The sequence below is a fragment of the Mesorhizobium sp. M5C.F.Ca.IN.020.32.2.1 genome (assembly GCF_004023105.1).
Taxonomy (GTDB): Bacteria; Pseudomonadota; Alphaproteobacteria; order Rhizobiales; family Rhizobiaceae; genus Mesorhizobium; species Mesorhizobium wenxiniae.
Genome location: NZ_RZSX01000067.1, coordinates 1 through 12,879, shown reverse-complemented (window position 1 = coordinate 12,879; position 12,879 = coordinate 1). Strand labels below are relative to the sequence as shown.

Below are 12,879 nucleotides of genomic sequence, written 5' to 3'. Positions count from 1 at the left end.
GACTTGTTCCTCACGAGGGCGACCAGAATCCCGAGGGCGACCGCAACCTCCGCCGCGGTGATTGCGATGACGAAGATCGCGAAGATCTGCCCGCGGAAATCGTCGTAGTAACGCCCGAAAGCGATGAAATTGATGTTGACCGAGTTGAGCAGCAACTCCAGCGACATCAGCACGACCAGGATGTTGCGCCTGAGCAGCACGCCCGCCGCTCCGATCACGAACAGGACCACTCCGAGCAAAATATACCACCAGAGCGGAACCATCACCCCTGCTCCTTCCGCGCCAGCACGATGGCGCCGACTAGGGCCGCCAGCAAGATCACGGAGGCGGCTTCAAACGGTAGGAGATAGTCGGCGAAAAGTGTCATGCTGAGCTGCCTGATCTGATCGCCGCCGCGCATCGCGACGGGCTCCGTGACCGAAAAGCGGTCGCTCCAGAGCACCAGTACAAGCATCTCGACCCCAAGCAGGACGAGCAGCACCAGAGCCGGCAGGTTGCCGCCCGGCAAGAACCGCTGCAACACCGCTTCGCGCACATCGATCATCATGATCACGAACAGGAACAGGACCATGATTGCGCCGACATAGACGAAGATCTGGATGACAGCGAGCAACGGTGCCTCGAGCAACACGAAGATTGCCGAGATCTGCAGGAAACACGCCATCAGCGCCAATGCGCTGTGAACCGGATTCCGCGCCAGGACCACGGTCAGTGCCGTGATCACGGACGCCGCAGCGAACAGAAGAAAGAACGCCTGATCCATCGACGCCAACCCTCCGCCGCGATCTGTCCCTCGGCGCAAGACGGCCGGCTTTGAGATAGCTGCGCACTTCAGATGCGTCTACAAATTGTGCCCTAGTATCGGATTTTTCTCAAGATTACATGGTTTGGCGCTACGTATGCCCAAGTCTCAGTATCTGATACGGTGTGCGATCCCGCAGCCTGCTTATCCGTTATTCAGGCTGCCGAAGGAGGTTCGGCACGGGATCAGAAACCCTGAAAACCTGAAAAAAGGACGTCGCGGCCAGACGGCGGGCCTTTGGCGAGCTTACCCCGCCCAGATGTAGTGAATAATCTCTTCGGCCTCGTGCTCGACCTCCTCGATGCGCTTCTTCACCACGTCGCCGATCGAGACGATGCCGTCGAGTTGGCCGTTCTTCACCACGGGCAGGTGGCGGAAGCGGCCTGTGGTCATGATCTCCATGACCTGGTTGACCGTGTGGTTCTCGGTGCAGAGCTTGACCTTGGCGGTCATTGCGTGACGGACACTCTGCTCCAGCGCCGCAGCCCCATGCTTGTCCAAGGCGCAGACGACGTCGCGCTCGGACACGATGCCGACCACCTTGCGATCACCATTGGTAACGACCAGTGCGCCGATCCTGTGTTCGGCGAGCCTGTTGATCGCCACGGCGAGCATCTCGTTCGGGCCGATCGTCTCGACGGCTCGACCCTTATCCTCGAGAATCGATTTGACGTTCATGGCTTCCTCCAAGCGCTGCTACGCTCCAGCCCTCCGCCCCATCTCCCTCTTGGTGCATTTCTGCGTCATCGTGCGCCGCGCGCCTTCATATTTCAAGTCCGACTTGCGTGCTCAGGCGCCAGTGCTTCCTGGCGGTAGGCCTTCATGATTGGCTCACACAAACCGCCGCCTGCTACAGGGTCGCCGTGCCGTCGCCGATGCTCATTGATCAGCCGAGAGCGCCGCCGCAAAGGCAGGGCGCATGCAACAGGAGGAAATAATGCAAACCGAAGCCACCCCCGAGGATGAGAGCAAGGACGAATTTTTCGAACGGCTCGCCAAACTGTCGGAAGAAATGGTGACCAAGCACGGCAAGGATTTCAGCATGGGCGCATTGGTGCTTGCCGCTCGCTGGATTGCCGAAAACCGCGTTGGCCAGTTGAAGACCAACTAGGCTCACCGCCAACCAATTGCGCTCGTGGCCGTAGCTCCGAAGGAGCTTCAGGCGCGCCGCGGCCTGCGGTCGCCTTGATCTGTGATCGACCGCGGCAACCAGAATACCATGCACTTGCGTAAAATACGGTCAGAGCAGACATGGCTCCTTGAACTGCATTTTTTCTCATAGTTTCAAAGCTTAGGCCGTTGGAAATACCATCAGCACGCTGATTCACCTGACGGTAGGTTCCCCGGCCCGTATCCGAGGCCCAATTGATGATGGATTCAACAAGATCGCGGATAACCTATGCTTTTCCAGCAAATATGGCGGTTTCGCCGAACTCCGCAGGTCTTTCCAGCTACTCCATTATATCCCAGCAATTTAAATAGGAATATTTTTTCAGATTTTTTGAGACCGTCAGAACGACCGTCGAAAACTTAGCCTTTTGGCCGGATCGAAGATCCGGATGGGCACCGAATCGAGGGTGTAGGTTTTGACGCCAAGGGTAGCCGTCAACGCCTGGCACTTAGACTAGTTCACCAGGTGCAGGCTTGGAGCCTGCAAGAATCGGTCAGGATACGGACACGAGCCGGGCCGCCAGGCGCACACCTGAATGGGCGTCGAACAGAAAGCCTCGATCGAGCGGAAAGTGCACGGCGACAGCCTTGTCGAAGTCGATGTCGTAATCCTTCGGCATCTTGACCGACAGGCTCTCCTTGCCCACCACGAGCGTGACCAACGTCACGTCGCCGGTAGGCTCGGCGGCGTAGACCGTAGCATCGAACAGACCAGCGCCGGGCTTGACGATGTCGGCGTCTTCCGCGCGGAAGCCCATAACCACATCCTTGGCCATGGTTTCCTTATCTGGTGCCACCGGCAGGCTCACGCCTTGGCTCTCGAAGCGATTGTTCTCGATCCGCCCGCGCAGGAAGTTCATCGGCGGCGAGCCGATGAAACCGGCGACAAACAGGTTCGCCGGGCGATCATAGACCTCGCGAGGGGTGCCGATCTGCTGCAGCACACCGCGGTCCATGATCGCAACGCGATGCGCAAGGGTCATGGCCTCGACCTGATCGTGGGTGACGTAGACGGTGGTCACCCCGAGCTGGTGCTGCATGCGCTTGAGCTCTGCGCGCATGAAGCCGCGGAGCTTCGCATCGAGGTTGGAAAGCGGCTCGTCCATCAGGAAGGCCGAGGGCCGTCGCACGATGGCCCTTGCCAGGGCCACGCGCTGACGCTGGCCGCCGGACAGCTGGCGCGGGTAGCGGTCGAGGAGATCCTCCATATGGACCTGCGCAGCAGCGTCGCGGACGGCGAGCTCCCGCTCCTGCTTCGACACACCACGGACCTTCAGCGGGAAATCAATGTTCTCGGCGACGGTCTTGTGCGGATAGAGGGCATAGGACTGGAACACCATCGCCACGTCGCGGTACTTCGGCAGCATGTCGGTGACGTCGGTATCGCCGAGCACCACCTGGCCCGAATCGGCGGTTTCCAGGCCGGCTATGATCCGAAGCCCGGTGGTCTTGCCGCAACCGGAGGGCCCGAGCAGCACCAGAAACTCTCCCGGCGCAACGTCGATACTGAGATCCTTGACGACGTGCACCGCACCGAACGATTTGTTCAGACCGCGCAGCGACAGCCGCTGCGCTCGATGACCGGTGTCGATGCCCCTCTCTTCCACGTTCATCCCTTCACCGCCCCCAACAGTATCCCCCTGGAAATGAAGCGCTGAAGGACGAGCGCCATCAGTACGACCGGAAAGATCATGACGATGATGACCACCGCCATGCTCCACCACAGGATGCCGCGCTCGCCCGCATTCATGGCGGCGACCAGGATAGGCATGGTCTGCGCATTGGACGTCGAAAGGAACAGCGACAGCAGATACTCGTTCCAGCACAGGATCAGCACCAGCAGCGTCGTCGCTGCGAGACCGGGCTTCGCCAAGGGCAGAATGATCTCGACGAAGGTGGTAAAGCGGGTGGCGCCGTCGAGCTGCGCGCTCTCGTCGAGGTCGGTCGGAATGGTGACGAAGAAGTCGTGCATCAGCCAAACGACGATCGGCAGGTTGACTACCGCGTAGGCCAGGATCTGCGCGATGTGGGTGTCGAGCAGCCGAACGCTCTGAAACATCATGTAGATCGGAATAACGGCGACGATCGGCGGCAGGATGCGCTGCGAGATCATCCAGAAGAGGATATCTCCATTCCCCAGCGTGGCCTTGAAATGGCGACCAACGGCGCGGGCGAGAACGAAGAAGACCGCGAGCGCGACGGCAAGCGACAGGCGCCAATCGACCCCCCAACGGCCGACCACCACCGCCATCGCGACCAAGCAGAGAACGAAGAGAACGATCGTCGCGAATTTGGGCTTGTACTGAATACGCCCCAAGGCATAGGCGGCCATCGAGCCGATGGTGACGCAAAGGACTGTGGCGAGAAGCGCGATGATGATCGAGTTGATGTAGGCCCTCAGCGTGTCCTCGTAATCGAAGACGAACAACTCGCGCCATGCATGCAGGCTCGGCGTGAAGTCGATCCAGGGCAGGTAGACCGGGCCGGCGTTGACGTCGGCTGGCAACTTGAACGACGTGATCAGGAGCCAATAGAGCGGAAACAGGACAAACACCGCCCAAAGGATCAGAAGGCCGTAGACGATGACGGCCGTGGCCGGCGCCATCTTCTTGATTGATTTCGGCTCGAACCACCGCCTGAGCAGGGATCTCCGGGGTGACATCCGGATGTTTTGCGTGATCATGCCGGCCTCAATCGCTTGAGGACGAGGAGATTGAAGAAGGAGACGCACAACACCACCGTCACGAACAGAAGCAGGTAGGCGATCGCCGCAGAATCCCCGAGGTTCAGCGCCCGCCATGCAAAGAATGAATGAAGCGTCATTGACTCGGTCGCGATGCCGGGGCCTCCGGACGTCATGATGTTGGGGAGGTCGACAAGCTTGAAGGCCTCGATGATCCTGATCAGCATCACCGTGGCGGCAACCGGCGCAATTTGCGGCCAGGTTATTTCCTTGAACACCTGCCAACCGCTGGCACCGTCGACCTGGCCGGCCTCCACCTGATCACGGGAAACATTCTCAAGCGCCGCAAGCAGGATGACGAAGATGAACGGGATCCACTGCCAGGAATCGCCGATCACGATGAACAAGCGGGCAGTCCAGGCATGGTTAGCCCAGCCGAAGTCACCGAGGCCGATCCACTGCCAAACCGGCGAGAACGGACCCTTGGTCGTGTCCGCCAGCATGCGGAAGCTGTAGCCGATGCCGATCGGCGTGATCATCAAGGGGATGAAGAAGACGACGCGGAAAAAGGTCCGGCCCTTGATCGGCTGTGCGCAAAGACCGGCGAGGCCAAGGCCGATCAGGAACTGGATGGTGCACCCGACGATCACGTAGAAGATGGTCACGCCGAGCGTGCCGAACGGATTGCCGCTGAACAGCGTCGCGGAAAAGAGAAGCGCCAGTCCGAATCCCATGCTGGCGGTGATCAGCCGGCCAATAAAGCCGAGGATCGTGAAGTCTCGCTTGGCATAGCGGTAGAGCCACCAGATGAGGCTGGCCGCGCTCGCGATCGTGACGATCCAGCCGAGCAGGCTGATGCTGGTGAAGGTCCCGAGGAAATGGAACTGCTCGGTGCCGAAGAACTGCTTCCGGAAGTTCCTCAGGCCGACGAACTGGACCTGATAGGAACCGGCCCTGAGGCGGATGTTGGAGAAGGCGAGCACCAGCGACGCTATCGTCGGGAACACTGAGAAGATGAGAATCATGATCACGGCGGGAGCGATGAAAAGCTGGCGCGACTGGCGGGCGAGCCACTCGTTCAGCCTCGCCCTCGTCGTGACGGAAGCATTGAGGCCGGCCGGGGCGACACGCCCCAGCCGACTGGTTGTCGTTGCTCCGGTACCGGAGGTCACTGACCCTCAACCCTCAGTTTGTGATGCCGAGCGAAGACTTGTACAGGTTCTTCTGCTCGTCCCGGCCGAAACGCTCTGTGATCTCTTCCCAGCCGGTCTCGACGTTCGCCACCGCCTCTTCAGCCGTGATCTCGCCGGCGAGGAAGCGAGCGAGCTCGCGGTCAAGCACGACACCCTGATACTCGGCGGTCCCCGGGATCTTGAGGTCCGAGGCCATGTTCGGGTTGTTCAGGCTGTCCTTGATGGCGCCAAGATAGTTCTTGGCTGACTCCTCCGTGAACCCGGCCTTGATCCACGGCTCGAGATTGTCTAGCTGCGAGTTGCGGTACGGGTTGTAACCAGTCCAGCCGATCGTCACGTCGACATTCGATTGGGCCGCCTGGTTCATGTAGGACAGGAAGTCATAGCCGGCCTGTTTCACCTTGTCGTCAGCCTTGGCGTTGATCCCGCCAGTCCAGCCACCGAACGCCGCGAACGGCGAGTAGTTGATGCCGTCGATCGCATGCGGGCAACGGGTGGCATCGCAGTCGACGAGCTTGCCGGTGGCCTTGTCGAGCACCTTCTTGGTGCCCATCATGACGGTGGCGCCCATCTTGTTCTTGATGGCCTCGCCGCCTGGGTCGAGAGACAGGGGGCCGATGTCGCCCCAGTCGATGGCCAATGCACAGCGACCAGTCGTGACGAGTGCCCGGGTGTCACCGATGTCGTGGTTGAGCTCATCGGGTGGTCCGTATTCGCCGTTCTTCTTGTAGATCTTGAAGGCCTCAGCCCAGGCTTCGTTATTGACCAAGGGCTTCATGGTCGCGGGATCGAAGAACATGCCCTCAGAGGTGCCCTGAGTCTGAACGTAGGCGGCAGCGATCGACATGATGGCGAAGTATGACTGCGCGTTCCGCTTCTTGAACATGCAAGAGCCGAAATCCGGCGTGCCGTCGCCGTTCAGGTCCTTGCCGTCGGTCGCAGCAGCAACCGCATGATACTCGTCCCACGTGCGCGGCGGCTTCAAGCCCATCTGGTCCAGAATGTCCTTGCGGTAATAGACCATCTGGAAGTCGCCATCGACGGTGATCAGGTAGGTCTTGCCGCCGACCTTCTGGTTATATTCGCGGAAGAACGGAGCAATGTCGTTGATTTCGATCTTGGTGTCCTGCGCGACATAGTCGGTCAGGTCCTGGAGTAGACCGGCGTCGACATATTCGGGCGCCCAGCTCGAAGCAAAGACGCCGACATCGATGGAGTTGGTGCCGGTCGCCCAGTCGGTGAGAAGTTTCTGGAACAGCTCCGCGAACGGGACCTCGGCGACCTCGATCTTCGCCCCGGTCATCCCGGTGAATTCCTTGCCGCGCTCGACAAGACGCTGGGCAATAACCGGTCCGGGTCGGGTCATGATCCTGACCGTGACGCCGTCATACATTTTCTGCGCTGCCGCAGGCCCGCTCGCCGCGACGCCGGCCATGGCCATTGCGCCAAGAAGGAGTGGGCTCAAAACTTTTTCAACGTGGTACATTGGTTTCCTCCCTTTGTTGGTTCGCTCACCCTGGTGTCATTGATTCCAATGCCTTTTCAAGGACGTAGATATCATTGGGCCCGGAGACGGTAGGCTAGCCGTGTCTTTCGCCTGGCGGTTCCCCTCCTGACAGTTGTGGTCTTCGAGCCGTAAGCCTGTCCTTCCGCCGATCCTCCATCAAGGCCGGGTTGGCTCGACTCCTTAAGCCGCATATTCGGTTACGCTCGTGACAGGAGGAGCCGAAGTCGAGACGCCAGGCGCTCCGCGGGATCGGCCCCTTGAAGAAGTCGTGCTCCTTCAGTCTCACCATCAGCATGTCATCGACCTTGCCCTTGGAGGCGACTTCGCCGTCCTTGTCATAGGGCCTGCCCAGAGATTGTAGAACAACTCCGCAGGTCGCGTGAGCAAATTTGTGAATATCTGTTGGGCTACGCAGGCTCCCGTCGCTGCGACTCTCCATGAATCGATGGAAACGAGCGTGCGCAAGGGCTGGCCTTCCGCAATGGCTGGGGGGGCGACCGCACGCTTGCGGCCCATCCGGAGATGCGCGGCCGCGGGTTCGGCCGTCTGCTTTTGAATAGATGCCTCAAGGCGCCCAGCCGTCGTGGCGCTCGTGAGCATCCATACGGCCGCCGTTATGAAGGTCGCGTGCCACCAGTATGAGAGAAGCGGCTTTGTCCGCTGCCCCAGATAGGACCTGCTCGCATCTGATATCTTCACCTTGGAAAGGGCGTCGGGTGACAAGCAGGTCATCGCCTATCGGCTGGATCTAACCGCGCCCTCGTTCGGCGACGTCTGAAGGGCTGAGAGCCTCCCAATTGCACTCCATAGTGCGCCAGAGTACCCCGCAAACTCGAACTCTATTTGCTTGCCGAGCGACCGCATCCAAATTGAAACGAAGAGAGCACCCTGACCTTGATCAACTATAGCGAAGAGCAGAGGGCCTACCGAATCTTTCAACCTACGATATGGCCGCCGAGTCGCCTCACTCCCACTCGATTGTTCTAAATCTAGTTAGGCCACTGATATAACTAGGTTTTTTACTCGTTGCCGCGCAAGAAGCCGACCCATGGGCCGTCAAAACGTTACAGTCTGATTTCAAAGGGAAAAATAGCACGAAAATTCTGTGCGGTTTCGGTATCTATCGAAGTCGATCGCCTTCCGGACCCACTTTGGGCAACTCAGGTGGGTTTCACAGCGAACGAAGAAAGTACCGTCGCTAACTTTCATAGCACAGCGCGCGCTACAACGCGACCCGCCGCGCCAGCGTCATCCAAGCGCCATGCCTCTCCGTCTAGGTGAACGGATACCGCTGGCAGTGCAAACTGGACACTCCCGGCAGCATAAACTGGACACCTCAAGACCCACCCGCTCCGAGGGCGCGACAGCACGGTTCAAGGTGCAATGTCGCGCCCTCCACTTGCTGAACTTCTTCCCGGAGGGGGTCGCGGCAAGGAAGCCGGTGCTCAGAAGGCCTCGCAGGCGGCAGCGGCGGAATAGTCAGAGCCAGCTGCGAACCTCGGCCTTGTAGCGGCGGTAGTCGTCGCCGAACTTCGCTTCGAGATAGCGCTCCTCGCGGGCGATCACCTGCGTCTGGATCGCGATCAGCACCAACGGGAGCAAGGCTAAGGCGATCGGCCCGTCGAAGCCGATCGCAAGGCCGGCATAGATAAGCGCCATGCCGAGATACATGGGATTGCGGGTCCACCGATAGGGACCGGTCGTTGCGATGAGGGTCGTTGGCTGCGACGGCGGAACGTTGGTACCCAGCCGCCGGAACAGCCCCGCCGCCGCAAGCATCATCGCCGCGCCGGCAACGAACAGCAGCGCGCCCGTCGCGACCAGCAACCGCCAGTCGATGCCGAAAGAGCGCAGAGTGACGAACCGCTCCGCCGCCAGCCCCAACAGCAGCGCTCCCAGATAGACGAAGGGCGGAGGGAAGCGCACACCCGCGCTGTCCGGTTCGACGGCCATGCTCATCCTCCAATCTGTGCTTTCAAACCAGCATCGACTGCTGGGCGAAGATACCCGCCATCGCGCCTTGCCATGATGCCGTGGTGACCGAGGGCATGAGGGGGTTGGCGAGGTCGCCGGCGGCGTAGATGCCGGGCATGCTGGTTTCGCGGCGCTCGTCGACCTTGAGGGCGACGCCGAGGGGCGTATCGACCGTGGCGAGGCCCAGTGATTCATGCAGGCTTGCGGACGGCTTGTTGCGCGGATGCGCGAACAGGATGTCGACCGCGACATCGGGGCCGGTATCGAGCTTGACGGTGGCGCTATGGCCCCCGTGACGGGCGATCTCGGTGATCCGGCCCTCGACGACAGGTATGTTGCGACGCGCCAAATCGGCCCGGATATCGGGCGGAATGTCGTGACCATCGGCGAAGAGCGTCAACCTGTCGGTCCAATCGTGGAACAGCCTGACCTGATTGTGCGACTGCGGGCCGGACCAGACGAGGCCCCAATGCTGGCCGGCGACTTCAAAGCCGTCGCAATAGGGGCAGGGCACGATGGACGTGCCCCAGCCTTCGGCAAAGCCCGGAACATCAGGCATCTGGTCGGCGACGCCATAGCTCAGGATCAGGCGGCGCGCCCCAAGGCTTTCGCCATCGCCAGTGAGGACGGAGAAATCGTCGATGGCGCCGGAGACGCTGTCGGCCCGGGCATTGACCAGCCTGATCGTGGGATAGCGCGCCAGCTGCTGCCGCGCCTCGGCCAGGATGTCCAGCGGTGGCTTGTGATCGTGGCCGAGCAGACCATGCGAGTGGCCGGCGAAGCGGTTGCGCGGCAGGCCGGTATCGAGCACGGTGACCTTGCGGCGGGCACGGCCGAGCTGCAGGGCGCCGGCGAGACCGGCAAAGCTGCCGCCGATGATGATGACGTCATCCATGGTGATGGGCTCCGTGTTGTGGTTGGGCTGGGCCTGGCTTGCACATTTCAGATACTACATGGTATCGTAATTCAAGAATTAGGATACTGTCAAGGACTGGAATTGTCGTGCGCGAAAATAGTCAGGCCCGGCGCGGCCGGCCCGCCAACGAGACGCTTGGCCAAACGATAGTCGACGCCGCGGGCGAACTCTTTGCGGAATTGGGTTTTCAAGCGACGACATTGGACAAGGTCGCCCAGCGAGCGAAGATATCCAAGCTCAGCATCTATCGGCACTTCGAGAACAAAGAGGCGCTGTTCAGCGCGGCCTTTGCGGCCCGCTGCCATCAGTTTGTACCACAGGCCCTTTTTGAAGGCGTCGACGGTTCGGCCGAAGAGCAGCTCATGGCGGTGGGATCATCCCTGCTTCGCACGCTGTTGCGCCCGGACGTCCGCAGTGTCGAAGCCATGGTCATGGCCGACAGGACGAGTCAAAAGTCGTTGAGCAAGCTCCACTATGAAGCCGGCCCCGCCCATGTCATCGCCCAAATCGAGGCCCTGTTGCGCCAGTTGCACGCGAAGGCGGTTCTGAACGTGCCCGATCCTCTCCGGTCTGCCCGCTTGTTTGCCGCGCTTTTCAAAGGATCCGATCTCCTGATTATCGCACGCTTCGATCAGGCGAGAGCAGAGGACGACAACGAAATCGAATCTTATTGCCGGTCGGCCGTCGCCATGTTCATCGCCGCGCACGGTGGCAACGACCACGCGGGCGGATAAGCATTTGATTGCTCCGGGCAGCTTGGCCGGGACCGTGGTCCAGGCGCTTCGTCATATTGCGCCGGCGCGCGCGGCCGAGCCTGCACAGATCGCGGCACCTCATCTTTCTCCCAACGATAAAAGACGCTCGCATCTACCGCGGTCCACGCTCCCGCCTGGATGCGTTCGACGCTTCTCTTCATTGCAGATCCGGCAGCAGTCGGGACAACATTTGATAGGTGATGCGACGGTGCCATCCGATGACATGCGATCGGGTCCGGAACATCGATCGGTACCGCAGCCAAAGCCGAAACTATGTATGTCGATAACTAAAGTACCGTCAGCGCGGAAATGTCATGCTACGGGGCATTTTCGTTATATATTTCAAAGCGTTGACACACAGAAAAGTACCGTCAAACCCTAAAAACGAATGACGGTACTTTTTAGAATGCTCTGTCGGTACGAAAAACACCGTCAAAAGTACCGTCAAAGTGATCTGCTCCAAGCTGCGAGCCGCGCCAGCGCTCCGATAAACTTAACGATTTCAATGGTTTGATAGATTTGTCAATTCCATTGATAATGTGCCTTGGCTAGCAGTCTGCCCTGCCCGCAAATCATTGTATTTTCTGCGAAATACTACGCTAGAGCCGCCTATCATCGCCGTTCCCCTCACTCCCATTCAATCATCAATTAAGGCCGTACCTGATTGTTTCAATTACTTAATTTAAGTCACACAACCAGTGAGTACCGTCAAAAATACCGTCAGATTCTTACGCTGTTGAAAAGACTGAAACAATGTGGTCGCTGCCGCGGTATGCACACTTTTGATTGCATCATTTGCGAGCTGCCATTCGGCGAGGTAAAGCTGGAGTTCTCAGAACACAACAAGGACGGTGTTTGCTCATGCTCGACAGCTCTAGGTTCGAGTAGACGCGCGGCTGTATCGGGGGGAATGGGCTGGTAGGAAATGGATGTCGTGCCGCATCACTCTGTCGATCGACCAAGCTTCGCATTGCCTCATCTGCTGCTCGTGGCGATGGCCCCCGATCGGAGATGCGCTATAGGAACACGCGAATTTCGATTCTGCCCTCAACTCTCGGGACCACTCACTCTGAGTAACAACGTCACGCCGATCCCACCTTCCGACGCTATTTTGCGGCAATGCGGCCAGTAAGCGCCGCGCCCGTTCGCGATTTCCTAGTGGTGAAAGTCTGACATTTGGTACCCCACGCGTGGAGCAGCTTAGGCTGAAAGAGCACGTTGCACGACAAATAAACCGCCTATCAGCTAACCACGGACCAGATGGAAGGTCAGCCCCGCAAGGCGGTTTTGGATTTCCCCGAGACCTTGCCCAGTTCCGCTTCCCATAGATCGAAGGGGCTCGCGACAATGGCCACGGACTTTTCCTGACGCAGCGCGGCGCGGCTTCCAGCATCCTTGCCACGAACCTTGTCTCGACCTTCCACAATTCGGTCATGGCGGTGATCGAACCCGTCGCGGCCCTGCGAGATCCCGCTGATGTGCAGGTCGTAGAATTTGCGCCGCAGGTGAGCCCAGCACCCGGCGAGCCGGATTGTTTCATTGCTGCCGGCTTTGTCCCGTGCCTTGACCAGGTTGGTATAGGCCGAGTAGCCATCCACTTGCAGGATACCGCTGAACCCGGCGAGGTGGCGCGCGTGAGCGAATGGCGGATGCCGGTCACAACTCCTGGCGCTCTTTAACTGCCAAACCAAGCGCTTGGCTGAGTGGCACCGCCTTGGAGAACAGGAAGCCCTGAGCGGTTTTGCAGCCAAGCTTGTGCAGAGTTTGCCGATCCGCCTCTGTCTCGACGCCCTCGGCCATGACCTCGATCCCGAGCGTCCGACCAAGATCGATCACGGTTTTGACAAGCAGCCGATCCTCCCGCGATTTGGCTAAACCG

General features: G+C 59.8%; 13 protein-coding genes and 1 pseudogene. 2 read left to right on the top strand and 12 right to left on the bottom strand.

Going from position 1 to position 12,879, the window contains the following annotated elements; all coding sequences use genetic code 11:
• The 4 genes and pseudogenes from nuoK to EOA86_RS05575 form a co-directional block, all read right to left on the bottom strand.
• A partial coding sequence (gene nuoK / locus EOA86_RS05590; protein WP_128340935.1) for an NADH-quinone oxidoreductase subunit NuoK occupies positions 1-263 on the bottom strand: 263 nt, incomplete at its 3' end.
• A complete protein-coding gene (locus tag EOA86_RS05585) occupies positions 263-763 on the bottom strand; it encodes an NADH-quinone oxidoreductase subunit J (RefSeq protein WP_023800377.1) in 501 nt (166 codons plus the stop codon). The genes EOA86_RS05585 and nuoK, both read right to left, overlap by 1 nt.
• A 285-nt stretch (positions 764-1,048) precedes the next feature.
• Complete coding sequence (locus EOA86_RS05580) at positions 1,049-1,480, bottom strand: CBS domain-containing protein (RefSeq protein WP_065007016.1); 432 nt, start codon at positions 1,478-1,480, stop codon at positions 1,049-1,051.
• 119 nt (positions 1,481-1,599) lie between these two features.
• Positions 1,600-1,707, bottom strand: a pseudogene (locus EOA86_RS05575) (DUF2161 family putative PD-(D/E)XK-type phosphodiesterase); the annotation flags it as partial.
• Between the two features lie 32 nt (positions 1,708-1,739).
• Between EOA86_RS05575 and EOA86_RS38445 the strand changes: the two are divergent.
• The gene (locus EOA86_RS38445; RefSeq protein ID WP_164759793.1) at positions 1,740-1,913 is read left to right on the top strand and encodes a hypothetical protein; all 174 of its coding nucleotides are present in this window, start codon (positions 1,740-1,742) and stop codon (positions 1,911-1,913) included.
• A 553-nt stretch (positions 1,914-2,466) separates the two neighbouring features.
• Here the strand turns inward: EOA86_RS38445 and EOA86_RS05570 are convergent.
• The 6 genes from EOA86_RS05570 to EOA86_RS05540 form a co-directional block, all read right to left on the bottom strand.
• Positions 2,467-3,585 carry an ABC transporter ATP-binding protein gene (locus EOA86_RS05570; protein WP_128340934.1) on the bottom strand — a complete coding sequence of 373 codons (1,119 nt, stop codon included), beginning with the start codon at positions 3,583-3,585 and terminating at the stop codon, positions 2,467-2,469.
• Positions 3,582-4,655, bottom strand: coding sequence for a carbohydrate ABC transporter permease (locus tag EOA86_RS05565; RefSeq protein ID WP_095520362.1), 1,074 nt, complete (start codon positions 4,653-4,655; stop codon positions 3,582-3,584). Before EOA86_RS05565 ends, EOA86_RS05570 begins: the two co-directional genes overlap by 4 nt.
• The gene (locus EOA86_RS05560; protein ID WP_128340933.1) at positions 4,652-5,827 is read right to left on the bottom strand and encodes a sugar ABC transporter permease; all 1,176 of its coding nucleotides are present in this window, start codon (positions 5,825-5,827) and stop codon (positions 4,652-4,654) included. Before EOA86_RS05560 ends, EOA86_RS05565 begins: the two co-directional genes overlap by 4 nt.
• A 13-nt stretch (positions 5,828-5,840) precedes the next feature.
• On the bottom strand, positions 5,841-7,334 hold the full coding sequence (locus EOA86_RS05555; RefSeq protein ID WP_128340932.1) for an extracellular solute-binding protein: 1,494 nt from the start codon (positions 7,332-7,334) through the stop codon (positions 5,841-5,843).
• Between the two features lie 1,500 nt (positions 7,335-8,834).
• Positions 8,835-9,308, bottom strand: a complete 474-nt coding sequence (locus EOA86_RS05545) for an isoprenylcysteine carboxylmethyltransferase family protein (protein WP_128340930.1) — start codon at positions 9,306-9,308, stop codon at positions 8,835-8,837.
• Positions 9,309-9,330: 22 nt separating this feature from the next.
• Complete coding sequence (locus EOA86_RS05540) at positions 9,331-10,224, bottom strand: NAD(P)/FAD-dependent oxidoreductase (RefSeq protein WP_128340929.1); 894 nt, start codon at positions 10,222-10,224, stop codon at positions 9,331-9,333.
• Positions 10,225-10,331: 107 nt separating this feature from the next.
• Here EOA86_RS05540 and EOA86_RS05535 point away from each other — a divergent pair, with 107 nt between their 5' ends.
• Positions 10,332-10,979, top strand: a complete 648-nt coding sequence (locus EOA86_RS05535) for a TetR/AcrR family transcriptional regulator (RefSeq protein WP_128340928.1) — start codon at positions 10,332-10,334, stop codon at positions 10,977-10,979.
• Between the two features lie 1,289 nt (positions 10,980-12,268).
• Here EOA86_RS05535 and EOA86_RS38440 read toward each other — a convergent pair.
• Together EOA86_RS38440 and EOA86_RS38435 are read right to left on the bottom strand one after the other, a co-directional pair.
• Positions 12,269-12,691 (bottom strand): transposase, encoded by a 423-nt coding sequence (locus EOA86_RS38440; RefSeq protein ID WP_259979747.1) that lies wholly within the window; start codon positions 12,689-12,691, stop codon positions 12,269-12,271.
• The coding region (locus tag EOA86_RS38435) for an EAL domain-containing protein (protein ID WP_164891574.1) at positions 12,657-12,879 on the bottom strand (223 nt) is incomplete at its 5' end. The genes EOA86_RS38435 and EOA86_RS38440, both read right to left, overlap by 35 nt.